Source organism: Microbacterium sp. HA-8 (genome assembly GCF_046111165.1).
GTDB lineage: Bacteria > Actinomycetota > Actinomycetes > Actinomycetales > Microbacteriaceae > Microbacterium.
Map to the genome: position 1 here is coordinate 1,197,243 of NZ_CP162025.1, position 26,655 is coordinate 1,223,897.

The 26,655-nt window shown below is 65.1% G+C and carries 26 protein-coding genes and 1 pseudogene; 12 read left to right on the forward strand and 15 right to left on the reverse strand.

Translation table 11 applies throughout. From position 1 onward, the window contains the following. Positions 1-129: 129 nt before the first annotated feature. Positions 130-513, reverse strand: a complete 384-nt coding sequence (locus tag AB2L57_RS05760; protein WP_409048279.1) for a hypothetical protein — start codon at positions 511-513, stop codon at positions 130-132. 230 nt (positions 514-743) lie between these two features. On the opposite strand from AB2L57_RS05760, the gene AB2L57_RS05765 reads away from it, so the two are divergent. From AB2L57_RS05765 to AB2L57_RS05775, 3 genes are all read left to right on the forward strand, one after another. Further along, entirely contained in the window at positions 744-1,955 is a 1,212-nt protein-coding gene (locus AB2L57_RS05765) for an integrase (RefSeq protein WP_409046856.1), read from the forward strand. Between the two features lie 123 nt (positions 1,956-2,078). Then, positions 2,079-5,432 carry an NACHT domain-containing protein gene (locus tag AB2L57_RS05770; protein WP_409048280.1) on the forward strand — a complete coding sequence of 1,118 codons (3,354 nt, stop codon included), beginning with the start codon at positions 2,079-2,081 and terminating at the stop codon, positions 5,430-5,432. Further along, positions 5,419-6,222 carry a hypothetical protein gene (locus AB2L57_RS05775; protein ID WP_036288639.1) on the forward strand — a complete coding sequence of 268 codons (804 nt, stop codon included), beginning with the start codon at positions 5,419-5,421 and terminating at the stop codon, positions 6,220-6,222. The genes AB2L57_RS05770 and AB2L57_RS05775 overlap by 14 nt, the downstream gene beginning before the upstream one ends. 22 nt (positions 6,223-6,244) lie before the next feature. Here the strand turns inward: AB2L57_RS05775 and AB2L57_RS05780 are convergent, their stop codons facing one another. Both AB2L57_RS05780 and AB2L57_RS05785 read right to left on the reverse strand, forming a co-directional pair. After that, a complete protein-coding gene (locus tag AB2L57_RS05780) occupies positions 6,245-6,550 on the reverse strand; it encodes a type II toxin-antitoxin system RelE/ParE family toxin (RefSeq protein ID WP_036288637.1) in 306 nt (101 codons plus the stop codon). Continuing rightward, on the reverse strand, positions 6,547-6,768 hold the full coding sequence (locus AB2L57_RS05785) for an addiction module protein (protein ID WP_036288634.1): 222 nt from the start codon (positions 6,766-6,768) through the stop codon (positions 6,547-6,549). The genes AB2L57_RS05780 and AB2L57_RS05785 overlap by 4 nt, the downstream gene beginning before the upstream one ends. Before the next feature lie 6 nt (positions 6,769-6,774). Here AB2L57_RS05785 and AB2L57_RS05790 point away from each other — a divergent pair, with 6 nt between their 5' ends. Then, the gene (locus AB2L57_RS05790) at positions 6,775-7,185 is read left to right on the forward strand and encodes a hypothetical protein (protein ID WP_155947546.1); all 411 of its coding nucleotides are present in this window, start codon (positions 6,775-6,777) and stop codon (positions 7,183-7,185) included. Positions 7,186-7,210: 25 nt separating this feature from the next. On the opposite strand, the gene AB2L57_RS05795 is transcribed toward AB2L57_RS05790, so the two are convergent. After that, the gene (locus AB2L57_RS05795; RefSeq protein WP_036288629.1) at positions 7,211-7,693 is read right to left on the reverse strand and encodes a hypothetical protein; all 483 of its coding nucleotides are present in this window, start codon (positions 7,691-7,693) and stop codon (positions 7,211-7,213) included. On the opposite strand from AB2L57_RS05795, the gene AB2L57_RS05800 reads away from it, so the two are divergent. Then, the gene (locus AB2L57_RS05800) at positions 7,692-8,267 is read left to right on the forward strand and encodes a hypothetical protein (RefSeq protein WP_155947545.1); all 576 of its coding nucleotides are present in this window, start codon (positions 7,692-7,694) and stop codon (positions 8,265-8,267) included. The genes AB2L57_RS05795 and AB2L57_RS05800 overlap by 2 nt on opposite strands. Here AB2L57_RS05800 and AB2L57_RS05805 read toward each other — a convergent pair. The 7 genes from AB2L57_RS05805 to AB2L57_RS05835 form a co-directional block, all read right to left on the reverse strand. Continuing rightward, the gene (locus AB2L57_RS05805; RefSeq protein WP_036288623.1) at positions 8,261-8,605 is read right to left on the reverse strand and encodes an Lsr2 family protein; all 345 of its coding nucleotides are present in this window, start codon (positions 8,603-8,605) and stop codon (positions 8,261-8,263) included. The genes AB2L57_RS05800 and AB2L57_RS05805 overlap by 7 nt on opposite strands. A 57-nt stretch (positions 8,606-8,662) precedes the next feature. Then, positions 8,663-9,619 (reverse strand): hypothetical protein, encoded by a 957-nt coding sequence (locus tag AB2L57_RS05810; protein ID WP_409048281.1) that lies wholly within the window; start codon positions 9,617-9,619, stop codon positions 8,663-8,665. Between the two features lie 55 nt (positions 9,620-9,674). Beyond that, positions 9,675-10,238: a hypothetical protein gene (locus tag AB2L57_RS05815; protein WP_409048282.1), complete on the reverse strand. Its 564-nt coding sequence runs from the start codon at positions 10,236-10,238 to the stop codon at positions 9,675-9,677. Positions 10,239-10,329: 91 nt separating this feature from the next. Continuing rightward, a complete protein-coding gene (locus AB2L57_RS05820; RefSeq protein ID WP_409048283.1) occupies positions 10,330-13,518 on the reverse strand; it encodes a hypothetical protein in 3,189 nt (1,062 codons plus the stop codon). 133 nt (positions 13,519-13,651) lie between these two features. Continuing rightward, positions 13,652-14,494 carry a hypothetical protein gene (locus tag AB2L57_RS05825; protein WP_409048284.1) on the reverse strand — a complete coding sequence of 281 codons (843 nt, stop codon included), beginning with the start codon at positions 14,492-14,494 and terminating at the stop codon, positions 13,652-13,654. A 158-nt stretch (positions 14,495-14,652) separates the two neighbouring features. Then, complete coding sequence (locus AB2L57_RS05830) at positions 14,653-14,985, reverse strand: DUF4190 domain-containing protein (protein ID WP_409048285.1); 333 nt, start codon at positions 14,983-14,985, stop codon at positions 14,653-14,655. Positions 14,986-15,002: 17 nt separating this feature from the next. Continuing rightward, positions 15,003-16,655: a hypothetical protein gene (locus AB2L57_RS05835; RefSeq protein WP_409048286.1), complete on the reverse strand. Its 1,653-nt coding sequence runs from the start codon at positions 16,653-16,655 to the stop codon at positions 15,003-15,005. A gap of 134 nt (positions 16,656-16,789) precedes the next feature. Here AB2L57_RS05835 and AB2L57_RS05840 point away from each other — a divergent pair, with 134 nt between their 5' ends. After that, positions 16,790-17,071: a helix-turn-helix domain-containing protein gene (locus tag AB2L57_RS05840; protein WP_409048287.1), complete on the forward strand. Its 282-nt coding sequence runs from the start codon at positions 16,790-16,792 to the stop codon at positions 17,069-17,071. Between the two features lie 24 nt (positions 17,072-17,095). Here the strand turns inward: AB2L57_RS05840 and AB2L57_RS05845 are convergent, their stop codons facing one another. The 3 genes from AB2L57_RS05845 to AB2L57_RS05855 all read right to left on the reverse strand — a co-directional run bounded on the left by AB2L57_RS05845 (position 17,096) and on the right by AB2L57_RS05855 (position 18,556). Further along, positions 17,096-17,422, reverse strand: a complete 327-nt coding sequence (locus tag AB2L57_RS05845) for a DUF6907 domain-containing protein (protein WP_409048288.1) — start codon at positions 17,420-17,422, stop codon at positions 17,096-17,098. A 191-nt stretch (positions 17,423-17,613) separates the two neighbouring features. Further along, the gene (locus AB2L57_RS05850; RefSeq protein WP_409048289.1) at positions 17,614-17,814 is read right to left on the reverse strand and encodes a hypothetical protein; all 201 of its coding nucleotides are present in this window, start codon (positions 17,812-17,814) and stop codon (positions 17,614-17,616) included. A 376-nt stretch (positions 17,815-18,190) separates the two neighbouring features. Continuing rightward, entirely contained in the window at positions 18,191-18,556 is a 366-nt protein-coding gene (locus tag AB2L57_RS05855; RefSeq protein WP_409048290.1) for a hypothetical protein, read from the reverse strand. Positions 18,557-19,082: 526 nt separating this feature from the next. Between AB2L57_RS05855 and AB2L57_RS05860 the strand changes: the two genes are divergently transcribed. The 6 genes from AB2L57_RS05860 to AB2L57_RS05885 all read left to right on the forward strand — a co-directional run bounded on the left by AB2L57_RS05860 (position 19,083) and on the right by AB2L57_RS05885 (position 26,411). After that, entirely contained in the window at positions 19,083-19,718 is a 636-nt protein-coding gene (locus AB2L57_RS05860; protein WP_409048291.1) for a hypothetical protein, read from the forward strand. Between the two features lie 35 nt (positions 19,719-19,753). Beyond that, positions 19,754-20,452 (forward strand): hypothetical protein, encoded by a 699-nt coding sequence (locus tag AB2L57_RS05865; RefSeq protein ID WP_409048292.1) that lies wholly within the window; start codon positions 19,754-19,756, stop codon positions 20,450-20,452. Positions 20,453-20,545: 93 nt separating this feature from the next. Further along, positions 20,546-23,230, forward strand: coding sequence for an ATP-binding protein (locus tag AB2L57_RS05870; RefSeq protein ID WP_409048293.1), 2,685 nt, complete (start codon positions 20,546-20,548; stop codon positions 23,228-23,230). Continuing rightward, positions 23,227-24,501 (forward strand): hypothetical protein, encoded by a 1,275-nt coding sequence (locus AB2L57_RS05875; protein WP_409048294.1) that lies wholly within the window; start codon positions 23,227-23,229, stop codon positions 24,499-24,501. Before AB2L57_RS05870 ends, AB2L57_RS05875 begins: the two co-directional genes overlap by 4 nt. A gap of 36 nt (positions 24,502-24,537) precedes the next feature. Beyond that, on the forward strand, positions 24,538-25,737 hold the full coding sequence (locus tag AB2L57_RS05880; protein ID WP_409048295.1) for an SPFH domain-containing protein: 1,200 nt from the start codon (positions 24,538-24,540) through the stop codon (positions 25,735-25,737). After that, the gene (locus tag AB2L57_RS05885; RefSeq protein WP_409048296.1) at positions 25,734-26,411 is read left to right on the forward strand and encodes a hypothetical protein; all 678 of its coding nucleotides are present in this window, start codon (positions 25,734-25,736) and stop codon (positions 26,409-26,411) included. Before AB2L57_RS05880 ends, AB2L57_RS05885 begins: the two co-directional genes overlap by 4 nt. Here the strand turns inward: AB2L57_RS05885 and AB2L57_RS05890 are convergent. Then, a pseudogene (locus tag AB2L57_RS05890) lies at positions 26,395-26,649 on the reverse strand (helix-turn-helix domain-containing protein); the annotation flags it as partial. The gene AB2L57_RS05885 and the pseudogene AB2L57_RS05890 overlap by 17 nt on opposite strands. Positions 26,650-26,655 lie beyond the last annotated feature (6 nt).

Below are 26,655 nucleotides of genomic sequence, written 5' to 3' on the forward strand. Positions count from 1 at the left end.
GGGACGGTTCTGCCGTTGTGCCGAGGTTCTGCCAGTCGGCTTCACTGCCGCATCCGGGCATGAGAAAGGCCCCGTGCCGATGATAAGTCGGTACGGGGCCGGTGGCCCATTGCTGATGGTTTGGTGGGTTCAGTTCAGCTCGTAGCTGGCCTGTCGCCTTCTTCGTGCGTGCTCGTACGTCTCGCGCTGAACTGCGGGATGCAGCAGTGTCGGCACCGGAGGCAGCGGCTGGAAGCCGAACAGGAGCTCGGCGGCAAAGCTGCGCGGCTTCGCCTCTTCCAGCGTGAGGATGTCGGTGAGCTTGCCGCCGTATACGGCGACGAGTTCGCCGACGGAGGTGAGGTACTTCTCGTAGGTGTCGAGGAAGTCGACGGCGTTGCCGTGCAGCACCCAGACGTGGACGAGCTCCAGGATGCCGATCTTGGATGATCCCGCGAGCTCCTCGGCGCTGGCCTTGCGGTCGCCGTAGAAGATGAATAGCTCCTCGAGTGCACTCGCGGCGAGCGAGTGCATCTGCGAGAGGCGGTTCGGCGAGGATGGGATGGTGAACGCCGGGCGTCCAGGTCGTGTGTGTGAATGGGCCATTGTGGGGTGGCCTCCTTCCGGATTGGAGGGGCCACCCTCGACTGCGTATTATATCACTAATGATAATGATTGTCAATAAGGCGACGAGACTCAGCTAAAAGGTCCGGGAAGGGCTGCGCGTGCCTCACGTAGGAATGTCCGCGTAGTTCCCTGGGGTGATGAGCAGGGAGTTGTCGATGGCGGCGCGCCGTGAGATCACGAAGAAGTTCGCCCGCGAGTATGCGAAAGCAGGCAAGGAAGAGAAGGGCCGGCTGCTGGACGAGCTTGTGCACGCGACAGGCTGGACGCGTGATCACGCGCGCCGCGCGATCCGTGCCGCGAACGCACGCAAAGGTGCCGCGCGCGATCAGCAGCGTAAGCCGCGTGAGCGGAAGTACTCCTACGATGCGCTCGTGGTGCTGCAAGAAGTCTGGCGGCTGTCCGGGCAGCCGTCGGGAAAGTACTTCGCGGCGATCATGGACGACACCCTCGAACGCCTCGTCCGCTTCCGTGAGCTCGGCAAGGTCGAGCAGCGGGTCACACCGGAGGTGCTGGACGAGTTGCGATCGATGAGCGCCGCGACGATCGACCGGTACCTGAAACCGCACAAGGACGCCGCCTACCCGGTCGCGGTCTCGGGCACGAAGCCGTCCCACATCCTGCGCTCTTCGATCCCGACGCGCACCAGCATGGACGCCCCGCTGACCGTCCCGGGGTTCCTGGAGCTGGACACCGTCGCGCACTGCGGCCACTCCCTCAAAGGCGAGTTCCTGCGCACCCTGACCGGCACCGACCCGGTCGCGGGGTGGACGATGCTGCGCACGATCCGCAACAACGCCTACGTGCACGTGCACGGCGCCCTGGAATGGATGGTGAAGAACGCGCCCGTCCCGGTCGCCGGGCTCGACTTCGACAACGGATCCGAGTTCATGAACTGGGGCGTGATCGCCTGGGCGGACAAGAAGGAGATCCCCGTCACCCGGGGGCGTCCCTACAAGCACAACGACAACGCGCACGTCGAGCAACGCAACGGCGACTGGGTCCGCAAACACGCGTTCCGCTACCGCTACGAGACCGAGGCGGAGATGACCCTGCTCAACGAGCTCTGGGATTTCGTGATGGCCCGCAAGAACCATCTGCTGCCCTGCGTGAAAGCGATCGACTGGACCCACACCGCAGCCGGCCGGAAGAAGCGCGTCTACGACAAGCCACGTACCCCCTACCAGCGGTTGCTCGACGCCGGTGTGCTCGACGAGAAGACCCGCGCCCGACTGGAGCGCGAGCATGCGAAGCTGAACCCGGCACGGATCACCCGACGGATCAACCAGATCCAGCAACAACTCATCGAACTCGCCGCCGCCCGCACCCAGGGCACCCGCCCCGCCGCCTGAGCTACGCGGACATTTCACGTGAGGCAAGCATCACTCACTCCCGGACATCTTGACGTGAGGCAAGACGTAAGGCGACTGTGGTGCGCGGCTGAGGGAAACAGGTGCTCTCATACGATGAGAGGCATGGCCTTCGACTCCGCGACCGTAGTGAGCGAGCTGCGTCACCTGCTGATCGGGCAGTACGAGCGCGAAGGACAGCGGCGCGGCACGCGCACCGTCGACGCCTTCACCACTGTCGTCGGATGCCCGAAGACGAACGAGGAGTTCATCGCTGTCTCGGGCGTCGGCGTCGAGTGGACGAAGGAGGACACCTGGCAGCAGGTGAAGCGCGTTCTGGAGGCGCCGCGATCTGACTCGCCAGAGGCGAACGCCGCTCGGTACCTGCTCTACCTGCAGAAGATGTGGGTCACGCCCGGCTCGGTCGACGAGCGGGAGTGGCGACAGCAACGAGCGGCCGAAGTCCTGGGCCTGGACTGGGACAGCAACAAGTTCCGGTTCCGCGACGACCGCACGGTCAAGTTCGCGTCGGACATCGTCGACCGCGCCCTGATCGCGCTCCAGGATGCCCTCCTGACTGCGACGCAGTCGGCCGCGGCCCGCGCATCCGCGGCGGCGTCGCTGCACGCCGAGCATTCGATCGTTGCCTCGGGGTGGACGGAGGACGTCGAGGCGGAGCTTGTGCGTCGTCTTGCGCGGCTGCCGCTGCACTACCCGGCCCATCTGACGACCTCGATCCTCGCGCCGATGCTCAACCCGCACATCCGCGTTCCGGCAGACGACCCCGACCCGGACGCCGTACCGACCTTGCCGCCACTGTGGCGAGACGAGTCGGAGGACACGAGCGAGCTCCTGCGGGCCGCCGGCGCGCGGGCCTACGTCGTGGGCGAGCCGGGCACGGGCAAGTCGACCCTGCTGCGGAGTATCACCCTCACGCAGATGAAGGAACTGCCCGGCGCGGTGGGCGTGTTTGTACCGTTGATCGACTTGGCCGAAGAGCTCCCCGAACGCACCTTGCCGCTGCCGGAACTGCTCGGCGTTCTAATCGATCTCAGCGCACGCCTTTACGCCCCCGTCGACGCCGAGGCCCGGAAGCAGGTGCTGCGACGGCTGGAGGCCGACGACAGCACTGTGCTCTGTCTGGATGGCCTCGACGAGGTTCCCGAGGGCGCTCTCGCAGATCGGGTGCGGCGTGCGATCGAAGCTCTGGCGGACGTCCCGGGCGCGGTGGTCGTGTCCTCGCGGCCCGGGCCGCGGGTGAGCGTGCCCGCAGGCTGGGACACGGTCACGATGCAGTCGGTGCGCAGCGAGAGCGCGAAGCAGCTCCTCGAGTTGTGGTTCGAGAGCGCGGACGACCCCCGGAAGGCGCGGGCGCTCGCGATTCTGGAATCGGATGTCGCCTCTGACATCAGCGGCAGTCCGCTGCTGCTGGGGTTCGTGGCCTACGCGGCGAGCTTCGACCGTGAGTTCGACTCGCTCTCCGACCTGTATGAGCAGTACATCGCACTGACGCTCGAACGGATCTGGAAGACTGCCGGCCTTCACGAACCGAGCGACGTCGTCATCGAGAACCTGATGCACCTGGCCAGGCTCCTCGCCTGGCGGATGGCATACGGCGACGACGACCAGAAGGACGCAAGTCGGTGGCGCGAGAGCGAGACGCTCAGTCAGATACTCCGCACCGTGGAACGGCCCGATCGCGAAGACCTGGCTCGCATCGTGCAGGCCGAAGGTCTGTTCACGATGGCGGTCGCAGCAGCGTCGCGCCTGCACACCTCGTATCGCTGGGTGCACCGCACCGTGCAGGAGCATCTGGTCGCCATGTACATGCAGGAGCGTGAAGGCGGCGATCCATCGACAATGGTGGAGCGGCTCCTCGGGTTGCTCGCCAGCGGTGACGACTGGCGCGTGGTCGCTACCCACCTGTTCACGCGAATGACGTCGGACGCGCAGTTGGCGCTCATTCGCCGGCTCATCGACGCCCAAGACGACCCCCGATACATCACAGGAGAGCCGGACAAGCTGCTCGAAGGCCTCGCCGAGCATTTCCAGGACGAAGCCGCTCTGGCGATGCTTGCCGAAGACGCGCGCCAGCGCGGCGCCTGGCCCGCCTGGTTCTACGTCGACCCAGATGGCGCGCGTACCGCGCTCCTGGCGGCCGCAGACACCGAGGCCCCGATCGACGTCATCGGGGCCGACGCACCGCAGACCAGCCAGCACTTCGATGTCGACTATCTGCGCGACCTCATCTCGCGCCTAATCAAGAGACCGAAGCAGCACTACGGGGCGCTCCTGGAGGCGTGCACGGCGCTCGAATCCCGTGAACCGCTCGCCGGGGTGTTCGCATTCTTCGACGTCATCGCGGCCGGGCCGCCTGGACTTGCTCGGCACCCCTGGCCGAAGGATCTGCTGGAAGGCATGGACCTCGCGACCGTCGCGCAGCGGATCAGCGAGCATCCCGACCGCGCGGTGCGCTGGCGGCTGCTGCACTTCTTCATGTTCTGCCTGCACGGTATGGCGTCATTGTTCCTCGTGCCCGAGGGGCCACTCGACCCCGTCGACTTCGACCTGGTGCAGATCGTGGAGAAGAAAATCATCGGCAGCGCGCACCGCCTCGGCAACACCATGCGGGGCGCGATAGCCGGCGACTACGGCGACGTCATCGCCTACGTCGCAGCCAAGGGACTTACCGCTGATGCCGTCCGAGAAGTCGTCGAGCATCCCTGGGGCATTGTCGGCGCCTGGGAGCACGTCCTGATCAACGGCGGCAACGCCGGGGGAACCGCCCTAATCCGCGACGAACCGCACAGTGCTGTCGAGGTGATGGCTGCGTATGACTCGGGGTGGCGCTCCGACCCTGAGCGGATGCGCCAGCTCTACCGGGCGTTCGCGGAGAGCATGCTCCGCCCGGACACCGTGGACACCGCAACCTTCACCGAGCTCTACCGGAAGGTGCTCTGCGACCCTGATCGCTCAGAGTTCGACTATGTGAACGCCCGTGTCGCCATTGAGGCGATCGAGAAGACTCTCGACGCGGTCATTCGTATCCGCGGGTACGTCGACATCGCGGAGGAGATTCTTCGGCAGGAGCCAGAAGCCTGGGCGGGCTCGGACGGCCGGATTCCCGTGCTGGAGGCATACCTCTCAGACCGATACCGCCAACGGGAAGACGACTGGGGCGACGAGGAGTACGAGCAGCACTGGCATGAGGTCTCCCAGGTGTTTTACGACGTCACGAACTGGGGTGCTCGCGCCGGCCTGCCCCTGATGCCGCTCTTCGTCACCCACTTCATGGAAGCGCCAACCACCAGAGAGCTGACCCTCGGCTCACTCAACCGGGACGTGCTCTCCATTCCGAGGAACCTCTCGTGGCTCGACCACACGATGATGCTCTTCTACCGATACTTCTGGCGTGAGAACCGATCGAAGTACCTCGCACCTCTGCTCACAGAAGGGACAGGCACCGATGGGCCTGCTTGACGATGCCGATGCACTCGAACGACGGAGGGCGGAGGAGGCTGCCGCGGAGCTTGCCCGAGCGGCCTCGCGGAAGGCTGCCTGGGTTCCCGAGTGGGCCCCGGAGCTCATAGCGCTGCTCGAAGAGCGGGGTATCACGCCTGTGCCCGTCTATGTGACTCACTCATTGAGCGCGGAGACACTGACGTACTCCTTCCGCGTCTTCGGTGGGAACCTCTTCCATCGGACAGCCACGAGCGAGTTCTGGGGCATGGCTTGGGCACTCGAGGGACGCCGTCAGGACAGCGAATGGGGCTGGCAGACTGTGTCGATCCTGCTCGGGCAGGACGGTTCCGTATGGAGCAACGGTAGCTACTACCCGGCGATCACAGCATGGTGGGTGGAGATCGTAAGCTCCGGCTCCTGGGCGCAGAAGTTCGGCCCTTATCGGCGGAGTGGGGCCGGAGGCATGATCGCCTATCCGCAAGTTGCCCAGAGCCACTGGGCCGGATTCCTTGAGCTCCAGCAATCTCGCCCAGAGACCATCAACCCGTCTGCCCGCGAGGATCTTCGGGAGTGGGTTGCAGTTCCGCTGGTTGCCGACATCGTCGCCGGCGCAGTAACGACTGAAGGCAGGGTACGACGCAAGACCGATCTGGGACGCTCAGACAGCGCAGTCACCGGCGCGCCCTCGGTATCCAGCTACACAGCCAGGCAGCGTCAGAAGATCCTCGAACGTATCGACCAAGCGAAGTCGGCGGAGCGAGAGGCGTTGGAGGAGGAACTGCGACTCTTCGACGGCTTCACACAGTAGGAATTCGGGCAGCTACCAGGACTCAGTCGAGGTGACTTTGCAGCCGTTCGTGCTCCTGTCGCTGGTGCACGACCGCGAGCACCTCGATGACCTGCAGCTCGTCGTGGATGCGGTACCAGACGAGGTACGGGAAGATCCTCAGCGCGGCGCGGCGGGCGTCACGGCGAAGAACGCGGAACGCATAGGGCGACTGGCGGATCGAGGTAATAGTCGCGGCGAGGTCGTCGGTGAAGCGGTCGACTTGCTCCGGGGCGTGCAGGGAGTACCAGTCCTGGGCGCGTTCGGCATCGCGTTCCGCGTTGTGGCGGAACAGGACGGAGTAGCTCACCGGACTCGGGCGCGCAGCGACGCCTCGACCTCTTCCCACGACCGGCCCGCGAGAGGCTCGGCGTCGGCCTCGGCCAGGCGCTGGTCGATGAGGGCAGCTTCTGCGGGGGAGACGGGCAGCACGTCGGCGTCGATGGAGGCCCAGAGCTCGTTGATCAGCTCGACGCGCTCGGCCACGCCGAGGCCCTTCGCCTGGGAGAGGAGCGTCTGATCGACCATGAGCACATGCTACCCGCCCCTGTCGACATCGGCGGGGACAATCGGGGGATGCGGATCGGCGGCGGGATCGTGCTCGGCATCGTGGCGACTGTCGTCGGGGCATCTGCGGCGTTCTGGTTCGCGCTCTCGGGGCTGATCTGGTCGGGCGGGTTCGCCCACGGCTACGGCTGGGAAGAGGGCGAAAGCGAACTCGGCGTCGCCCTCGGCGTGGCGGGGCTGTTCGGATGGCTGGTGCTACTCGCGCTGGCGATGGTCACGTTGCTCGCCGGCGCCACACGCCGCCCGCGGTCGTCACGGGTCACAGCGACGCTGGTCGTTGTCCTCAGCGCGGCCGTGGTGGCGACGTTGTGCGTCCTGGCGCTGCTGACGCCGCAACCGGCGAGCGAGTACCCGCTCCCGCCGTGGAACCGCGCGTGACACGTACAGCACGGCGTAATGAGCATCAGGAGTCCTTGAGCCATTCCTCCGGGAAAGCCGAGGGCTCTTCTTCGTACTCGTCCTGCAGACGGAGGATCTCGGCGGCGTGTGCCGTCGAGATACCGAGCAGGTGCGAGTAGTCGGCCAGGGTGAGATCCCAGGTGTCGAGGTCGGTCGCAGCAGCACGCAGCAGCAGCGCCACGCCAAGCCGATCGTCCTCGATCAGCTTGCGTATCCGCACCCCGAGCTCAGCGAAGGAGGCGATGCCGGTACGTGCGTCCGAGTAGTCGTACTCCAGCTGGATCGGCTCGACGAGCGTGCCGACGCTGGCGGCCCCGTCGTAGAGGCGGATCGTCTCGCGCACCAGGTGATCGAGAGCCTGGAGGTCGGGCGCGTGAATCGTCGCATCGGGCACGGCCGGGATCGTGGCCGTCCACTCGGCTCCGCTGAACGCGACGCGGACGCCGAAGCGGCTGGGCGACGCAGGCGCGCTCTCGGACTCGGTCATGGTGGAACGCTACGCGGCGCGTGTTGTGATTTCCACACTCTCGGGCGACCACTGGTGCCGCCGAGAGGACGCCGCACAGGCCTTGAAAGAACGGCCGCGATTCCTCATAGTCAGGGACGGATATGTAACGGAGCAGCTGCTCCAGGAGACCCCGACCATGAAAGGCAAACAGCTACACGACTTCCTCTTCGCCCTCTTCGACTACGCCGACACCATCGCTGAGATGATCCAGCCGGAGACGCAGGGATCGGCCGGCGAGCGAGAACAGGCGCACTACGCGAACACCAGGTACTTCCTCACACTCGTCTACGTCGAGTGGATCTTCGACAAGTACGCACGCGAGACCCTCTACGTCGCAGCCAAGGAATCCGGAGAGCTCGATCCTTCCGCCACGCTCCAGGAAGCGAACCGACGCCTTGATCTTCTCCGTCAGCGTCTCGACCACCTCACGCACGAGTACGACTTCGATGCCGACATCGATGGCACCCTGGACAAGCTCGCCGGCGAATGGCGCACCGCTGAGCGCGGCACGAGCGCGCCAGCTGCTACGAGCATCGAGCCGTCGGCTCAGTGAGCAGCGTTGTACGCCTCAAGGACGGTCGCGGGCACCCGGCCGCGGTCGCTGACCGTGTAGCCGTTGTCGTTCGCCCAGGCACGGATGGCGGCGAGGTCGGCCTTCTGGTCGACGCCCCGCTTGGTGCGCGAGCGATCTGACTTCGCCACGGCAGGGACAGGCGTCGCCACCTCGATGAAGGGCGCGAGCGCGTCGCGGAGCTTCTGCGCGTTCGGCGCGGACAGGTCGATGTCGTAGGAGCGGCCTTGGAGGGAGAAGCGGATCGTCGTCCCCTCGCCCTCATCGAGGACGGCACCGTCGAGGTCGTCGATGTACTGGGTGATCTGCTTGCGAGCCATGTCGTTGATTATGCCGAGAGGGACGCTGACACGTGGGGTTGCGCGCCGCCCCCAGCCTCAAAGCCGCAGAGCACGCTTCTCCTCTTCGCGAAGGTAGTAGACGGCCTTGTCGACCTTGGCGGTCAGTTCCTTCTGCGCGTCGATCTGGGCATCGCCGTGAAGTCCAGCTCGCGTCGAGGCCTGCGAGACCTCAGCACCCACGCCACGCACTTCCGCAGCGAGCGAGTTGATCGAGGAGTTGAGCGAACTCGACATGCGGCTGACGGCGCTCTCAAGATTGGCGAACCCGGCGATGACGGCGGACGTTGTGCGCCGCTGCTCCCAGATCTGAGCGAAGATGGCGTCGCGCTGTGCCTCGTAGACGATCTTGTTCAGAGTGCGAGTGATCGTCTCGGCAGCCTGTGTCGCGTTCGCGGCGTCAAGCTGTACGGGGAATGCCGGGAGCCGTTCCGTCCCGCCCTGACGGATGTAACTCCGCACCGCCTCAGCATGCTGGCGCAGGAGTTGAGCGATCCTCGTGAGGCGCTGGTTATAGTGGCCGAGGCAATCGTAGGCGTGCTCGACCGACTGCCAGAACGGCGAGTAGGCGTGCTGGCTGAAGTGCTGCCGAGCCTCGGCGCTCCAGCCGCGAGCGTTCGAGAGATCGGCCGGAAGCTGCTCGAACGCTTGCACGGCTTCGTTGCAGGCGTTTCGTGCTTGCGTAGCGGTTCCGTTGAGCTGGTCACGACGGCTACGCTCGCCCTCCTCGCGAGCACGGACTTCCCGCTCGCGCTGCGCGTTCGCTTCCTTTGCGTGTCCGGCTGCGGCTTCGATGCCGAAGATGAGCCCGCCACCGATTGCACCGACTATGGCGCCGGCAATCATCAGGTTGAAGCTCGAGGAACCGAGGAAGTGGATGCCGGTGAAGATGTCAAGCACGATGCCGACGACGAGACCGGCGATTCCCAGCCAGAAGCCGCAGACGATCGCCATCCATAGGGTGAATGCAACCGACCCCGCCTTGGTGTTTGCCATGTCTTCCTCTCCATCCCGAAGAGTAGCGGTAGCGGAGTAGCTGGAGAGATCGGGCTCACCGCCACCCGATCCACCGCTGCGCGATGTAGTCGAGCCGCTCCCAGAGCGTCGGGGCGATGTCCGGTGCCGCGGGCACCACCTCTGCGACGCGCGCAAGTATCTGCTCGTCGCGATCGTCGTCGCCGGTGAGCGCGATCTCGACCGTGCCTTTGCCGTCGCGGCGGAGGAGGATCAGCTTGCGGCTGATGTCGTTGAGGCGGTCTGCGGGGTACTCGATGATCTTCCAGGTGGCGAACTCGTTCAGGTTGCGCTCGATCGTGAGGCGCCCGCGCTTCGCGTCACGGACTTCGAGGAGCTGGCGGTTCAGGCGCGCTTCGTACTCACGCGACGGTGCGAGCGACGTGCAGATCACGATGCTTGCCCAGAACAGCATGCTGAGCAGCGGGACGAAGGTGTCTCGGGAAGGCAGGTAGATGAAGAGGCCGATGGCGAACGCGATGCCGAGCACTGCGGCGTACCACTGCCAGGGCCGAGTCGGCGGCCCTTCCCAGTAGCGCCATTCGAAGATCGCTTCGTCTTTACGGCGTCGGTCTTTCGTGTTCTTCGGTTTCTGGCTCATTCCTTTCGTCTCTCCTGGCATCTCGCCGTTACGTTCACTCTGCTGCGGGGCTAGATCGAGCCCATGATGTCTTGCGTGTACTTCCTCGTTGCTACGGCGCGAGTCCTCGTGAGAGGTTCTCGATCGCCGTCGCATTGTGCTTGATCTTGCCTCGGAGGGTGTCATTGCCCTTCACCTCGAGAGCTGCATCACGAAGCATCTGCTGACCCCTCGGGCTGGCATTCGCGTGGGCGAACTTGAGATCGCCATTGCTGGCGCCAACGGTCTTTTCTGCGGACAGTACGCCTTTTTCGACGTTGTCGCGCACGGTGAGCGCGACGGTATTCGGTGCGCCGGCTCGGGTGGCCAACGTACCGGTAGCGATGGCGTCAATGTCCCCAGCCTTGAAGAGCTGGCTATCGGCCGCAACAGCTCTCGCCACTGTCTGCCGCATGACGTTGGTTTCGGCGTCATTGCCGGTTGTCGCACCAACGCTGTCGACTATGTCGTGGTAGTCCGCAGGATCTCCGATCGTGATGGCCCTTTCAGCGAGGGCGGCCCGTCGCGCGGCAGACGCAATGTGCGCGCCCGAAGCGTCTCTCGCGTTGAACTCGGCTTTGAGCGCAGTAACGTCCGTCATATTCGCTACAGACGAGCGTTCAGCTTCTACATCGTCAGCAACGGCCTTCTGCAGGGTGTGCTGCGTAGATGCGAGTACACGGCTCTGCGCCGCCGCCCCACCGATGCCTGTCGCGCGGCTGAGCAACGCCGGATCGGTCTGCACCTGCCTTGCATACTCCTGCTGCTGTAGGCGTCCGGCAACGTTCGTTGCTTCGCTTGCCAGCGCGGCATCGGTGTGAGCCGCGTGGAGGTCGTGAGCTATCGACAGGTCGCCACCCGCTCGCAGACTTGCGCGGTACTCCAGTTGCGCCTTCTTGACAGGATCTGATTCGTTCGCGGCCTGAGCCAAGAGGGTCGCCGCTTCGACTGCCGCTTGATTGGTCTGGGCCTTCTCAACCTTCAGCTGCTCATCGGCGAGCTTCGCCTTGAGCTTCAGATCCAGCGGAGCAGTCGCTTCGAAGTTGGTCTCCCTGGCCTTCTCGTCGATCGCGTCCTGGAGCGTCGCGGTGCGCAGCGCCGCATCAGCAGCCTGCCCAGCAGGGGTGTTGGCGTAGCCACGCTTGACGTCCATCTCGTTCGCTTTCGTGTGCACTTCGTCCGCGTGCTTCGATGCGCCGAAGGTGTTGAGGACACCGCCGACCAGCCCTCCGGCCGAACCGCTGATCTTGCTCAATGTGGTCTCTTGGCCGCGACGGTTGTATCGGCGCGTGATCTGCCCGGACTGGAGGCGGCTCATAGCCAGCTTGCGCTTGCGGTCCGCGAACGGATCGGAGTACTTGCGGACGCCGTTGATCGCCTTCATGCCCGACGCGCGGAGCTTGCCGGCCAACGCGCCCAGCTGCGAGCCGCTGAACTTGCCAATGAGCGTGAAGAGGAAGAAGAACGGTAGCACCATCACCAGCTGGCCGACGATGATCGCGAGTCCGGCAGCAACCGGATCGGTGGCACCCTCAGCCGTCGAGAGGATCGCGAGTCCGGCTACTTGAGCACCGCCGAAGACGAACGACACCAACGGGAACATGGTGAGCATCGTCATCAGCAGCTCGAGCCACTTCTTGTAGTACTTCTCGGTGTTCGGGAAGAGCATCGCGACGAACGCGAGCGGCGAGATCATGATCAGGATGATGACGATGGCCTGGCGGGCGATGAGTAGGAACGCAACGACGAACACCGCCAGCACGGCCAGCAGCAGCATCGGCAGGGCTGTCAGCACGACGGCGAGGATGCCGCTCGATCCCGCGGCCCAGGCGGCGAACCCGAGTACCGCGGCCGAGCCGATAACCAGGGTGCCACCTTGGACAGCGAGCGCTTGACCAGCGAGGAGGCCAACGATGATGTTCCCCCAGTTCTCACTGATGCCGATGTTCATTCGGTTCTTCACGGACGCGAAGATGTCGTAGATGCCGTGACCGATGATGTTGGAGACGTCGACGGCGATAGCGCCGATCCAGTACGAAACGTTGACGAGGATGGCGACGACGATGAGCCGAGGGAGCAGCTTCTTCACGCCGTAGTTCGAGACGCCGGTGCTGGTGAGCTGCGAGTAGATGATGACCAGGAACGCGATCACGAACACGACATTGGCAAGCTGGCGCATGATATTCCATGCGTTGTAGGCGCCATTCGAACCGTCATCCACATTGACGTTGATCGGTGGAACCTCAAGAATGTTAGCGACCATTCCGTAGATGGAGTCGGTAACGTTGGCGAGGAAGATCGCGGCCGAGCAGATGATCCAGCCGACGCCGTCGATGATGCAAGAAGTGGCCGACTCGCTTTCGGAAGACTCCTCGGTCGAACCCGGAGGCGGAGTCACCTGATCGGCGTTCTTCTCCGCCCACAGACTGTAGGCGTTGGCGTAGCTCGATCCCGGCTCAACTAGCGCAGCGAGCTCGTCACAGGTCTTCTCCGCATTGGGATTCGTAGTTGCCCACCGCTTTGTGCTGCCTTTCTGATCGCCTACGTAGTAGACACTGGAGACAGCGCCTGTGGCGGCGACAGATGCGATCTCGTATACCTGCGATCCTCCAGGGTCGCTCGTCAACGGAGTCGCGCCGTAAGCGCAACCATTCGCGAAGGTATCGCGGTAATAGATGAAGTTTGCCGCGCCGCTCAATGACGGAGTTGCGCCGCCATACACCTGGGACTCGATGAAGGTCTGGAAGGCTGTTCTCTTCGCGTCCCCGCTCATCCCTGACTCTTTCCAGCTGAAGCCGCCGTTGCCGCCATCGCAGGTGGTGTCGTTGCTGCGTTTGAAGAACGTGCCGCAGGCCAGCTCCGTGCCCGAGATGCCCCAATGTGCCAGTGCGGCGCGCAGGAGCTCGTTGTCGTTCGCGGCGCAGTTCATGAGCCCGTCGTCACCGATGTCCGAGAGCACGTCACGCATCAAGAAGCCGCCGGGGCCGTCTCCAACTGAGCTGATCGTGAAGCCGGAGTAGTACCACTTCCCGGCTGTGATGTCGCTGCCGTCGCCTGAGACGTTCCAGGAGCCCACCGACCCCATGCACTGCGAGACCGCGTCGTAGTACCACTTGGACTGCGCGAGCCAGGTGAGATCTTTCGCTTTGCTCGCCGCGCTCGTTGCGGCCTGTGCGTTCAACGGAGAGAGCACTGTCGAGAATGCGATCACTGCGACACCGAGCACCACACCGAAGCGAAGGATCTTCTTCCTGTTAAACAAAGAAAGGCAAGCCCTGATAGGGCTTGCCTTTTCTAGTACTAGAAAAGCTCTCCGAGAATGGTATTCAGTTTTTGGGCGCATCATGCCTATGGCTATTGAACCACAAGCGGGGCAATCTGTGAAGAGCTGGATGCTATGAGGATGGTTTGAAGTCCATTATGCCTTGGACTCTCTCGTGTGAACCGTCGGTGACGAATGCGACGTTCCAGAAACCCTCAATTCCTTCAGAGAGGGACTGATTGTCACCCAAGGCGGTATTCTTGTCACCGTTAGCCTTTTCGACATACGCGATCTGCAGAGAGCGGGTTCCGTCCTCTGTCTGATAGGTAGATACATCCTTGACGCTTACGAGTTCACGCCACCGCAAATAGGGTTCAGTGTCTTCTGGATCGAGGTCGGGGAAACTCGTTCGCACGTAGCGATATATGGAGTCTGCGTTTATCTCCTGCATGAGCGCGAGGAGGGATAGATTGCCTTCGGAGGTAATTGCCTCCTCGGCAAATAGTGCGGGTGAGATCGCATCCTCGTTGTTTGAAGCGACGGCGCCGTACTCCGTTAGCCAACCATCACTGCCTTTCCACCTGTCCGCGAGCCACTCTGCGGCCCGCTCCGGGGTCGCTCCGTACATCATCCATGCGTTCATGCGGTCGATGAAGGCTTGCGCGAGTTCCTCATCGCTGAGGCCGGCGGGGATCTCGAATGCTGCGGTGAGAGCTTCACCTTCGAGGTTGGGCTCGATGCCTCCATATGCCTCGGCGGTCACCGCAGGAGTCGGCGTCGGCTCCTCCTCGACTTGGGTCTGCGTTGTCTCGGACGGATTCGGAGCGGCACCAACGTTGTCGGCGGCGCAGCCGGTCAGCGCGAGCGTGGATAGCGCACCAATGGCGGCGAGGCGATGCAGCCCAGTGAGCCGGTTCTTCTTGTCGATGTTTGTTTCGGTCGTGTTTGTGTGAAGGAGTTCATGCTGCTGCTTCACGGCGCTTGGTTCCTTGCCGCTCGAAGCGGCGGTTACTGATGACCTATCCGGAGCCGGGAGGCTATCGCCTGCGACCGGAGCTACTGCGGGTAGTTGTGTATACATTAGCACATTTGTTCGATTTTGTAAAGACATTGGACTCTCGCTCGCACTTGTGCTTAGCGGAGGAGGGTCGCGTAGAAGATGACGATGATGCCGACCCCGATCCAGCCGATGATGATCGCGGCGAGGGCGAGACCAGCGCCGCTCTCCCCGGTACGCCGAATCTGCGAGCGAGCGACGTGGCCGAGGACGATCCCCACCACCGAGCCGATGATGGAGAACACCAGGGCGAGAATCGCCAGCTTGTTCATGCTGCCTGTGCTGGTGATGACGTTCACGTTCGAGATCGGCGGGTAGGAGCCGGCTGGAGGGCGTTCACCGTTGTGGGTCAGGGCATAGGCGTCTTCCCACTTCTGGATCTCGGCAGCGCGCTGGTCGTCGTTTGGCATCACTATCAGTTCCCTGCCTACGTGTTCGGCCACTCGATGGCGAGCTCTTTGGTGAGCTCCTGGTTCTGGTGGATCGCGATGACAGATCCCAGCAGAGACACGAAGCCCTCGGTACGCGTGGGGATCATTGCCGTCGCGGCAGCGGCGGCGGTGACGAGTGGGTCTTGTGCGCCCGTGGTCGCGTCGAAGAGGTCGAGTCCGTCAACTCCGCTGATCCACACCACCCCGTCGGTTGCGCCGAGCAAGCTTGGGTTGTCGAGGGCGGCGAAGTTGTCGGCGCTGATCGAGAACGTGACGTTGCCCGAGGCGTCCGCAACGTGTAGCCCGCTCTGAGAGTCGCCGTCGAACGTGCCGACCGCGACGAAGCGTTCCGTCACGGCGTCGTAGAACACCGAGGACTGGTAGCCGGGCACCTGGAGGACTGCGTTGCCGGTGCTGGTGTCGATGACGACGTTGAGGAAGTCGTTCTGGTAGTCGCCGGTGGACGCGAGGATGTAGCCGTTGCCGAGGGGCTTCTCGAAGTTCCAGAACGTGAAGCCCGCGTCGGCGAGCGTCCAGACCGGCTGGCCCGTTGCGGCATCGATACCGGCGAGGTCGCCGTCGATCTTCCCGTTTGCGCCTTCCCAGTGGCCGATGGCGGTGGTGAGGATGCCATCTCGGGCGTAGTACACCTCGGAGTCGGCTTCGCGTTGCCAGGCGATCGAGCCGTCCTTGTTGACGCCGATCAGGATGCGGTTGTAGTCGGCATCGGTGTACGCGAGGGCGACGATGTCGCCCACGAGCCACACGTTGACGAGGTACTTCCCATCGAACTGGTCAATGACCGGCGCCGCCTCACTGATGGCGTCGCCGTTCCCGTCGAACTGCTTGACCATGATGATCGTGTTGTGCGGTTGGGCTCCTGCGGCAGGGATCTCGTCGACATAGGCGATGACGAACCCCGGGTCGGCATCGGTGTTGGCCTGCGCGCCGTATACGGCGTCGCTGATCGAGCCGGTCGCACTTGAAGCAGTGACGGTGGCTGACGTGTCAACCGCGACCTTGCCGGGAGGAACGGCGACCATCCGGAACTCGCGAGTCGTCTCCGCCTGCTTGTTGTCGCCAGCGGCGTAGATGACGGAGTGCGGCCCGATGGCGTACTCGTCCCAATCGGCGATCAGGCCGCCTGCGGTGGAGACAGTGATCGTCGCCAAGTAGTCCTCGGGCTCTGGCTCTTCCGCGACATCCGTGTCGGCGCCGGTTGCGGTGTCGACCGTGTAGTCGCCGTCGCAGTTCTCACGGACGTAGGCGTCGACGCGGGACATCGAGCCGCTGTTGAGCAGCGCGGTGGTGATGGAGGCCATCCAGTTGCCGGCCCCGGCGTTGTCTTCCTGCTTCTGCCAGGCCTCGCTGACCGCTTCGACATCGGTCTGGATGTCGCTGGGCGCGACCTCAGCGAGTTCCTTCCACATGAGCTTCAGGTCGCCCACGGCGCTGATGGCGGTGAGCAGGCCGTCGATGCCGGCCCCCTGCGCCGCTTCCATCTGTCCGAGGTAGGCCTGCTTGTGTTCCTCCATCGTTGAGCAGAATGCCTCGACGCTTCGGGTCGATCCGCTGCACGCGGTGAGGCAGCCCGCGGCCGTGCTGACGAGTGCCACTGCCGCGATGACGCGCCCGATCTGCCGAGCCATGCCCGTTCCTCCCCAGCTCGCCCACGACCAACGGCGGCGGTTGCCGCGTCGTCTCGCCCAGAGGTGGCCAGCCTTCGGGACTTTACCAATTCCTATTGGTTCTCACCAACTCTTATTGGTCACAACCTGGGGTGATGGTGATCGGTCCCGAGACGCGCGAGGAGTGGGCGACGTTCTCTCGGGAGCTCGGACACCGTCTCCGCCGCGCCCGGGCCGGTTCGGGTCTCACGCAGGAGCAACTCGTTGAGCTGGCGGGAATCTCGCTGTACGCCTATCAGCAGTACGAGCGGGGCGCGGCGACGAAGGGCGGGACGCCGACGAATCCGCGGTTGGCGACGATCCTCGCCATCTGCCAGGTGCTCGACATCGGGATCGACGCGCTGCTTCCTGACGTGCCGAAGCTGACGACGCGGTAGCGCGGGACTCGTCGGCGCCTGGCGTCACGCCATGCGGCGCAGCAGCCCGTCGAGTTCGGCGTGGAGACGCTTCGCGTTCTCGTGGGAGAACTCGAGCTGCTGGGTCTCCGTGGCAATGGCGATCCAGGTGTCGCGCTCGCCTACGTAGCGGACCGCAACGACGCAGAACTCGGTCGCGGTCGGGAAGCGGGTCGGGTGGTGGCCGTCGTGGTCGCGGTGCTGCATCACGGCGGGGTGCCAGTGCGGCGGGGACTGGTGGTGGCGGTCGGCCGGGTACTGCTGGCCGTCGTGGTCGCCGCTGCACCACGCGGGGCAGGGCTCGGTCAGCCAGTCGGGGCGCTCGGTTGGCATGGGGTCTTCTCCTCTCGCCCCGTCGCCTTGTGCGCCGGGGCCAGGAGAACAGACAGCCCGAACCCGGCGCGGAAGGCCAGCAAGATCGCTGAAGGAGAACGGGCGCGGCACTGCTGGCCGTTTCTCGCATTTGAAGAAGGCCCCCGCCTCTACCGCGTTGTGCGGGAGGCGGGGGCCTGGGGGTGGTGCTGTCAGCCCTCGATGGGGCCGACGGCACCCTGGTGGCGGCCGGCGTGGTAGTAGAACTCGATGTGCTTGTGCTCGATCTTCGTCACGCCGAGCAGCATGCTCAGGTAGCCGTTCAGCATGAAGGACTGGCCGGAGCCGTCCTCGTACTGGAGGCCGTTGAGGCCGACCTGGAAGTCGATCGGGAAGTCGTCGGGGATGACCATCGTCCCGATCAGCTCGGTGGCGTCGCGACGGGTCGCGATGCCGGTGAACCGGAGTGTGCTCGGTCGTGATGCGGCCGCCGTTGACCATCAGCGCGGCGAAGAGCTCCTCGCGGCTCGGACCGTCGATGATGGCGATCTTCTCGAGCGCCAGCTTGGACAGGGTGTTCGTGGGCATTGCTGCCGCCTTTCAATGTGCGTGCCGGACGGTCCCAGTGATGTCTGGCACTCCTCTTCCGGGAGCGGATCTGACCGTTTCGGCAGACCGAGGCGCGTTCACGTCGTTGTGAGCGGGCTTCGGCGGGTCGAAGAGGTGTGTCCGCCCGGCCCCGACCGTCACCGCATGATGCGGGAGGTCGGGGCCGAAGCGGGGTGAACACTAGGCGTTCTGCGCGACGCGGTCGTCGATCGGCTGGAAGCGCGAGGCGCTGGTGAGGCGGGTCTCGTGCTCCAGGCGGCGGTTGAATCCTGCGTTGTGCTGAGCCGCGCGCTGCGCGATGTCGACCGAGACGTACCCGGCGGGCATCATCGACTCGGCGAAGGCCATCGGGATGGCCTGGTCGATGAGGACGAGCCGGCCGTAGCTGGCCATCAGGTGTCCGCGCCGCATCTCCAGCACGGAGAGGGGCAGGTGCCACCACTGCCGATTCTGGATCTGGGACTGGGTGCGCCGCAGCTTCTTGATGATGCGCAGCTGCGCCTTGCTGGGGTTGCCGGCGAGGGCGCTGGTGATCGTGTCGAGCATGGTGCTGTCCGTTCTGCGAGGAGGAATGCCGTGCCCGATTGGGCGACCTCTCCCTGCAGGAGTGAGAGGGCGGCGCACCAGGCCCCGACCGCGTGAGTCAGGATCGGTGCGCCACCCTCGCGTGGACCGTCCGTAGGTATGACACATCTGCCTCGCTACGTCAAGAGCGCGACGGCCGCCGAGCAAGCCGCCAACAGGGGCCGAGATGCCTGTCGTGAAATGCACAACAATGACGCGCCCTGAATGCCTGTCGTGGCGGGCATCACGCCAGTTCCGGTGCTCCGCTCATCCAGCCCCGCGCGACGACGGCACGAGAGCCGCAGCGTCGCGCTTGGCGGTGGGGCCGGCGCGGCCAGCAGGAAGCGGTCTGGCCGTGGGTCGACGCGCTACTTGCCGGGTCGACCATCCGGGGTGCTCGCGTCGCCGCGCGACACGCTGAACCGGCCCGAGTAGGCGTTCTATGGTATGTGTAGTCTAAGAGGCCATATACAGGATGCATCTGGGCCTTGTCTGGGGGCTTCCCAGATTGAGCCTGGAGGTGTATGGCGTGGCCGTGCGAGTCGTCGATGTGCGTTGTCCGGGGTGCGGCAGCGCCTGGAGCACCAACCAGCAGTTCTGCCAGTACTGCGGCCGCCAGGTGCTCATCAGCTCGATGTCCGACCTGATCAGCCTGGATGCACGCGACCTCAAGAAGCACGTCCGCACCTACGAGGACGCGCTGGACGAGGGCGCTGACGATCCGAGCGTGCATGCGGCGCTCGGCATGTGCCTGCTCAAACTCGGGCTGCGGGACAAGGCATTGGCGCACTTCGAGGACGCGCTGCTCGATGACATCGAGAACTCGGAGCCGTACTTCTACGCTGCTGTCGCGTCGCTGGGTGGCAAGAAGCCGTTCCTGGTTCCACTGGCGGGCATCCGCCGCGCTGAGGAGTACCTCACGGCGGCGCTGCGGCTGGAGGAGCGCGGGATCTATGCCTATCTCTACGGCTACATCCGCTTCGACTACTACGAGCGCAAGTCGCTGAACGTCGAGCCGTCATACCAGCACTACCTGCAGCAGGCGGTGCTTCGCGGCGTGACCGATCTGGACATCCAGACGCTGTTCGAGCTGCTGGAGATCGACCCTTCGTCCGCTTCCATTCCGACCAGCGTTTCCGCCTGACCCTGTACTAACCACCAGAGAGAGGTTCCTCCGCAATGGCCATCAACTACGAGCGCAACAAGAAGTACTTCAAGCAGTCCAGCCCCAAGGCCGGCATCATCCTGATCATCATCGGCATCATCCTGACGCTGATCCTGTCGCAGACGGCGGCGATCTTCATCGGCCTCCTGGCAGTCGCCGGCGGTATCGCGCTGCTGTACTTCACCTTCGCGGGCAAGCCGACCGACGCGGACATCGACTCGGATGCGGCCAGCGCCATCGCGGACGTGAAGAAGCGTGCGCTGGGCAAGCTGGGCCTGGACGAGGACGAGGTCAAGCTCATCGACCCGGTCATCGTGCACGGGTACTACTACAAGAACATCGCCTCCGGTGTGCAGGTCAAGCAGGGCAAGGACCGCGTCTTCCGCTCCTCCAACTACGAGGGCATCGTGCTGTTCTTCAGCGAGCACCAGCTGCACGCCTACAAGTTCCAGTTCTCCCTCGTCACCCCGCAGGAGTCCCGCGAGCAGACCGACGAGTACTTCTACAAGGACATCGTGTCGGTCTCGACGCAGTCCGAGACCTTCCAGGTGAGGGACATCAAGAACATCCAGCAGCAGGTGAACTTCGAGGAGTTCAAGCTCACCACCACGGGTGGCACCTCGATCACCTCGTCGATCCGCGACGAGGGCTCGGTCAGCCGCGTCATCTCCGGCGCGCGCACCCTGATCCGCGAGAAGAAGATCGCGTCCTGACCCCGAGTTCCCCGCGCGCCGGAGCCGGTAGGCAATCGCCACAGGCTCCGGCGCACCGATTCCGCTGCCCGGGTGACGTGAGGAGTGTGCCGTATGCCTGCAAGCGACGCGCCCCTGACGTTCACGCCGCTCGCGCAGGGTGAAGTAGCCGCCGCAACGGTGGTCGAGGTCGTCCGCATCCCGCACGTCTCGGTGCTGGGCGACGACCCGGCTGCCGAGCTGGTGCAGCAGTCCAAGCGCGACTTCGTCAGCCTGCTGTTCGAGGCGTACCAGTCGTACCGGGGCCAGTATGAGGACGGCCCCGACCGGGCACGGGAGTGTGCCCTGGAGCTGCTCTGGCAGGCGCACGCCGTCGAGGGGCAGCCACACGCCGCCGACCTCAACCTGTACGTCATCGTCCGCGCTCTTGGCGGGAACCGGGATGATGCGGCGGCGGCCGTTGCCGAGCTGCGCGCCGTCGTGATCAGCGCGCTCACGCTCGGCGGCTTCGACTACGCTGACCGACCTGCCTCCGTACTCGGTAACCGGAAGGCGGAGCGGTCAGTGGGGCTGGTGAAGGAGGAGTGGATCGAGAACCTCGGCAACCAGATCCTGCCGAGCGCGTTCGCCTTCCACCGCATCCCGGCAGGCAGTCGTGACCTCTCACGGATCGCCAGCGCCCTGACCGAGGTGCCCGGTGCGTCCCTGTCGATCCAGCTCATCCCCGCGACGCTGGAGCCCGATGAGCGGGCGGCGATCGAGCAGCTGACGCTGGCGCTGACGACCCTCGCCAACGGTGTGATGGATCAGTCGATCGGCACGGTCAGCTTCACCGCGGCGAAGCGGCTGTCGGAGATGTACTCGTATCTGGACGGGCATAAGGACTCACCTCTGTTCCTGTTCAACGTCGTCGTCGCAGGGCCGCGGGCCGCGGTGCCGGTGATCGCCAACCGGGTGCTCGGCCACCTCTCCGCCGACGCCGAGGACGGTGCCCTGGCAGCGCGCTTCGTAGATGCCACGCCACTCGTGCCCCGCGGCGATGCGTCCTTCGCGGCCGCGCCGTGGCAGCTGAACGAGATGCTGCTCGACCAGACGCGTGACCCGTCGCTGTGGGCCGCGGGGCGCAATCCGGGGGAGGTGTTCTACCGGCTGCCGTTCCTGCTGACCGCGTTCGAGGCATCGGAGCTGTTCCGCCTGCCGATCGGCAGCGACACGGTCGGCGCCGGCCTCACGGTGAACACCACGACCCGGCACTCGCGCAACTACTCGACCGGAGTGATCGGCAGCACCAGCATCGAAGCCGGACGCCTCGCCGGGACAGCCGACGTCTCGATCGGGTTCGGGCACACCGACCTCACCAAGCACGCCTTCGTCACGGGCACTCCTGGTTCGGGAAAGACCACGTTCACGGTCGGACTGCTCGACCGACTCTGGCACGACCACGGCATCCCGTACCTCGTCATCGAACCGGCCAAGAACGAGTACCGGGCGCTGATCGAGACGACCCCAGACCTGCAGGTGTTCACGCCGGGCAAGGATCACCTGTCGCCGCTGGTGATGAACCCGTTCCTGCCGCCCAAGGGGGTACGGGTGCAGAGCTACAAGTCGACCCTCAAGACGGCGTTCGCGGCCGCGGTGACGATGACGAGCCCGCTGGACAAGATCTTCGAGGACGCCCTGTCTGCCGCGTACTCACGCTTCGGCTGGTTCGACGCCGACACGGCAGCCGATGGCCGCGAGGTGTTCTCCATCCGCGACTTCCTCACCGTGTTCCAGGAGACCTTCGCCCGCATCGGCTACACCGGCGACGCGGCGAATATCGGACGGGCGGGCCATGTGCGCCTGCAGAGCCTCGTCGGCCTGTTCGATACCTACCCGTCGATCCCGGTCGAGGATCTGCTGAGCAGGCCCACTGTGATCGAACTCGCGGGAATCGAGAACAGCGACGACAAGGCCCTCTACATCGCGCTCATCCTGCTGCAGATCCTCGCCTACGTGAACGCCAACGTCGCCGGCGACGGGAAGCTCAAGCACGTCCTCCTGCTCGAGGAAGCCCACGTCCTGCTCGACGCCGACGACGCCACCGGCCCGGGCGAAGCCAACCCCGCCGCGATCGCGAAAAAGCTGCTCAAGCGGATGCTGGCCGAGATCCGCTCCTACGGCGTCGGCATCGTCGTGGCCGACCAGTCGCCGCGTAAGGTCGGCTCGGACGTGGTCGCCCTGACGAACATCAAGCTCGGGTTCCGGCTGGTCGAAGCGGCAGACAAGGAGATCCTGGCCGAGAGCACCAACATGAGCGAAGCGCAGCGCGAGCGCCTGGCCCGACTCCGTCCCGGCGAGGCGCTGCTGTTCTACGACCGCCTCGAAGACCCCGAAGAGATCGCCACCGCCGACTGGCGCGCCCAGCGCGGCATCCCGACCTTCGTCCCCGACGACGAGATCGCCCGCAAGGTCACCTACTGGCCACGGCACCCGGAACTGCTCGTGCCCTACCCGGAGAGCACCTACGTCGGCAGCTGGGACGCCTCCGTCGCCGGTGCGGGCAAGGAGATCGCTCGGCGTCTCTTCGCCGCACACGTCCCGGCCGGTGACTTCGGCGTGAAGAAGTTCGGCGCCCTTTACCGGCAGCTCGATGCGCTCATCGCGGCGGAGCTGCCCGCGTCGATCCCGAACACGCCCGCTCTCCGGCGAGCGGTCAAGGTCAACTTCCTGCGGCTGGTCAAGTACGAGTCCCAGATCCCGCTCTCTGACGCCACCATCCGCAAGACCCTCGAAGCCGAGAGGAGCCGGACAGCATGAGCGACTACGGCACCGACATCGCCGACGCACCCACCGAACCCGTCGACACCGGCGCAGACGTCAGCGCACCCGATACCGCGGACTACACCGACGAGCCGGTCGATCTGACCGACACCCCTCCTGAGCCGGAGGTGCCCGAGGTCGAGGAAGCACCGCCCGCAGAAGACCTCTCTGATCCCACAGCAGACGAGTACAGCGACCCCGTGGAAGCACCGGCAGAGGCCGAGGAGCCCGTCGACCTGGGTGAAGCCCCGGAAACGGCCAACCTCGCCCCGGAAGAGCCCCAGGACTGGCAGGAGGGCGAGGTCGTGGATTTGGGCCACGACGCGGCCCCTGACGGTCCCCAGGAGGCCGAAACGGCGGAGGCGGACGACCTCGCCGGGGCGGACTTGGGCGAACCCGACGTGGCCGACACCACGGTGCCCGATGCGCCTACGGATAGCGCCGGGGAGGATCTGACGACGCGAGTCGACGACGAACCCGACGCGAGCGAGGCACCGACTGGCGATCTGGCGGAAGCCGCCGCTGAGGGTGTCGAGGAGAGCCACGAGACCGAGCCGGAAGCCACCGAGAGGGAGTCAACCCCGGACGCCGACGCGCAGGAACCTGACACGGCAGAGATCGAGCCCGAAGCCGCAAACGAGGCGGTAGATGCCGAAACGGAACCTACGGTCGATGAGTTGACCGAGGTCGCTCGTGATGAGGCTCGACCCACCTACGAGCTGCGTGCCGAGTACGACGCCAATGTGGCCGATGTGCTGGCCGATGACACGCCTTCCCATGCCGAGCCGACCGAGACGCAGGACGCCCCCGAGGCAGACGCTGCCGAGGTACCGGAGACGAGCGATCAGACGGATGCACCCGCCGACCTCGGCAACTCGCCGGAGAACGAGGCGCTGACTTCGGCGCTGGCGGATAAGGGACTGTCGTTGGAGCCGGTCGAGCGGTTCGACTACAGCGACAACCCGATCCTCGGCTACCGCGAGTCCGCCCCGCCCGAGGACGTCGCCTACGCCGTCAACGCATGGAATGACCAAGTCGCGCCCGGCATCGCGGCCGGTGCCACCCGGGAGGACTTCGCCGCCTACGACCACGAGCACGGTCTCGAAGGCCACCAGCAGCTGGCCGGCGTCTACGACTACATGCTCGGAGACGACGCGATCAAGAGCGGCGGCGAACGCGAGGACGGTTCGCTCGACGTCACAGGCGGCAGGCACCGCCTCGAACAAGCACGCCAGAACGGCATCCAGTACCTGCCCGTGAGGAAGTAGCCGACCCGGCACCCGAGCCGACGAAAGCGAGCACGCATGAAGATCTACGACGTCATCAAGAACGAGACCGGCCTCCTCAACGACAGCCTCGGCACGAAGGCCGTGCTGGCGTGGAAGTTCACCGGCGAGGACTTCAACGACAACACCCAGCTGATCGTCTCTGAGTCCGAGGAAGCGATCTTCATCCGCGACGGCATCGCCGTGGCGACCTTCGGCGGCGGCCGCTACACCCTCAACAGCAACAACCACCCCTTCATCGGCAAGCTCCGCAACCTGCTCTCCGGCGGCGTGAGCGCGTTCAGCTCCCGGGTCTACTTCGTCAACATCGACCACAAACTCGAGCTGCTCTGGGGCACCGACAGCCCGATCCAGCTGCGTGACCCGGTCTGGGGGCTGCAGACCAGCGTGCAGGCGCGCGGCTCGTACTCGATCCAGGTCGCGGACGCGAAGAAGTTCCTGATCAAGCTGCTCGGCACCAACATCCAGGTGTTCGACGAGCAGCAGTTGGCTGGGTACTTCCGCAGCGCGTTCTCGCAGCACATCCGTGGTCAGATCGCCCGCTACATCCGCGACGCCGGTCAGGAGATCCTGGAGATCACGTCGGATATCGAGCTGCTGGCCGAGCAGTTGCACCCGAGGCTCGCACCACTCCTGGACGAGTACGGCGTGAAACTCGTCAACTTCTATATCGCCGCGATCGACATCCCCACCGACGACCCGAACCGTCAGGTGCTGGAGAACTCGATCGCCGAGAAGCAGGCCAAGCTCCAAGGCGCGCAGGGCGACAAGGCCGTCATGGGTCTGCTCGGGGAGGACTGGGCTCGCCAGCAGTCGGCCACCATCCTCACCGAGCTCGCCAAGAACCCCGGCGCCGGCGGTGTCGCCTCCGCGGGCGCTGCAGCGGGCGTCGGCCTGGCGGCGGGCAGTGTCTTCGGAGACATGGCTTCGCAGATGTTCACGCGCCCCGTTCAGCCCGCAGGCGACCCGATGGCTGGCAATGTCGGTCGCAACCGCACCTCGCGCTTCTCGCCCGCCGAGCCAGCCGCACAGGCCGCGACGGAAACGTGTCCGGGCTGCGGCGCGAGCGTGGCAGCAGGAGCGAAGTTCTGCCCGGAGTGCGGCAACCGCCTCGCGCCCCAGCAGGTGCTGTGCTCGGGCTGCGGAACCGCCATCGCCAGCACCGCGAAGTTCTGCCCCGAATGCGGAACGCCGAACAACCAGGGAGCATCCTCATGATCCGCATGATCCTGCGCGCCGTCCTGTGGCTCGTCCCCGTCGCCGTCTACATCGCCATCTTCCTCATCCTTGAGGTAGAGCAGAACGCGACGTTCTGGACGTCCGTACTGGTGCTGGCGTTCGCCTACGTCATGCTCGCCGTCAGCTTCGTCGCCGTGCCGCGCAGCCGGATCGCCGCGATCCTCGCCATGCCACTCATCCTGGTGGCCAGCATCTACTTCACCGCCGAACTCATCGCGGCGAGCATCTTCATCTACGTGCCGGACATCCCGTACCCGTGGGTGATCATCACGCAACTGATCCTGGCCGCGCTCTTCCTCGTCGTGTTCCTCACCACGATGTCCTCGAACGAGGCCATCGCTACGCAGATCGAGACGCAGCACGCCGACGTGCTCGTGATCAAGAGTGCTGTCACCCGCATCACCGCTCTCGGTCGGGTTGCCCACGATCCGCGTCTGGCGAAGTCGCTGGAAGGACTGGCCGAGGAGTTCCGCTACAGCCCGACGATGCGCTCCAACCAGGTGCGCGAGGTCGACGCGCAGATCGCCGTGCAGCTCGAACGGCTGGAGAGTCTCGTTCACATCCAGGCATCCCAGGAAGAGACGGTCGGTCAGATCGCGGCGATCTCCGGCGCGCTTGCCTCACGCAACGAGGCGATCAAGCTCCGCCAGTAGGAGGAGGTGCATACGGCAGACCAGCACGCAGATCCGGCCACGGCTGCGGCACCAGCTCGTCGAGCGTGACGCCGAGCACCTGAGCGATGGCCATGATATTGCGCAGGCTCGGGTTGGCCGGAGTCTCCGGCATCGACTCGCCCTTCTCGAACTTCCGGAAGGTGTAGCGCGTGAGGCCCGCGGCATAGGCGACCTGCTCCTGGGTGAGCCCACGATCGATCCGGTGCCGCTGAATGCTGGCACC

Excerpts from the sequence above, each read along its gene's own strand:
- AB2L57_RS05840 (WP_409048287.1), top strand. The coding sequence starts at position 16,790 with ATGGTGATCGGTCCCGAGACGCGCGAGGAGTGGGCGACGTTCTCTCGG.
- AB2L57_RS05855 (WP_409048290.1), bottom strand. The coding sequence starts at position 18,556 with ATGCTCGACACGATCACCAGCGCCCTCGCCGGCAACCCCAGCAAGGCG.
- AB2L57_RS05885 (WP_409048296.1), top strand. The coding sequence starts at position 25,734 with ATGATCCGCATGATCCTGCGCGCCGTCCTGTGGCTCGTCCCCGTCGCC.
- AB2L57_RS05830 (WP_409048285.1), bottom strand. The coding sequence starts at position 14,985 with ATGCCAAACGACGACCAGCGCGCTGCCGAGATCCAGAAGTGGGAAGAC.
- AB2L57_RS05850 (WP_409048289.1), bottom strand. The coding sequence starts at position 17,814 with ATGGTCATCCCCGACGACTTCCCGATCGACTTCCAGGTCGGCCTCAAC.
- AB2L57_RS05760 (WP_409048279.1), bottom strand. The coding sequence starts at position 513 with ATGCACTCGCTCGCCGCGAGTGCACTCGAGGAGCTATTCATCTTCTAC.
- AB2L57_RS05810 (WP_409048281.1), bottom strand. The coding sequence starts at position 9,619 with ATGGCAAACACCAAGGCGGGGTCGGTTGCATTCACCCTATGGATGGCG.
- AB2L57_RS05765 (WP_409046856.1), top strand. The coding sequence starts at position 744 with ATGAGCAGGGAGTTGTCGATGGCGGCGCGCCGTGAGATCACGAAGAAG.
- AB2L57_RS05865 (WP_409048292.1), top strand. The coding sequence starts at position 19,754 with ATGGCCATCAACTACGAGCGCAACAAGAAGTACTTCAAGCAGTCCAGC.
- AB2L57_RS05835 (WP_409048286.1), bottom strand. The coding sequence starts at position 16,655 with ATGGCTCGGCAGATCGGGCGCGTCATCGCGGCAGTGGCACTCGTCAGC.
- AB2L57_RS05880 (WP_409048295.1), top strand. The coding sequence starts at position 24,538 with ATGAAGATCTACGACGTCATCAAGAACGAGACCGGCCTCCTCAACGAC.
- AB2L57_RS05770 (WP_409048280.1), top strand. The coding sequence starts at position 2,079 with ATGGCCTTCGACTCCGCGACCGTAGTGAGCGAGCTGCGTCACCTGCTG.
- AB2L57_RS05845 (WP_409048288.1), bottom strand. The coding sequence starts at position 17,422 with ATGCCAACCGAGCGCCCCGACTGGCTGACCGAGCCCTGCCCCGCGTGG.
- AB2L57_RS05790 (WP_155947546.1), top strand. The coding sequence starts at position 6,775 with ATGCTACCCGCCCCTGTCGACATCGGCGGGGACAATCGGGGGATGCGG.
- AB2L57_RS05805 (WP_036288623.1), bottom strand. The coding sequence starts at position 8,605 with ATGGCTCGCAAGCAGATCACCCAGTACATCGACGACCTCGACGGTGCC.
- AB2L57_RS05875 (WP_409048294.1), top strand. The coding sequence starts at position 23,227 with ATGAGCGACTACGGCACCGACATCGCCGACGCACCCACCGAACCCGTC.
- AB2L57_RS05870 (WP_409048293.1), top strand. The coding sequence starts at position 20,546 with ATGCCTGCAAGCGACGCGCCCCTGACGTTCACGCCGCTCGCGCAGGGT.
- AB2L57_RS05785 (WP_036288634.1), bottom strand. The coding sequence starts at position 6,768 with ATGGTCGATCAGACGCTCCTCTCCCAGGCGAAGGGCCTCGGCGTGGCC.
- AB2L57_RS05815 (WP_409048282.1), bottom strand. The coding sequence starts at position 10,238 with ATGAGCCAGAAACCGAAGAACACGAAAGACCGACGCCGTAAAGACGAA.
- AB2L57_RS05775 (WP_036288639.1), top strand. The coding sequence starts at position 5,419 with ATGGGCCTGCTTGACGATGCCGATGCACTCGAACGACGGAGGGCGGAG.
- AB2L57_RS05795 (WP_036288629.1), bottom strand. The coding sequence starts at position 7,693 with ATGACCGAGTCCGAGAGCGCGCCTGCGTCGCCCAGCCGCTTCGGCGTC.
- AB2L57_RS05800 (WP_155947545.1), top strand. The coding sequence starts at position 7,692 with ATGGTGGAACGCTACGCGGCGCGTGTTGTGATTTCCACACTCTCGGGC.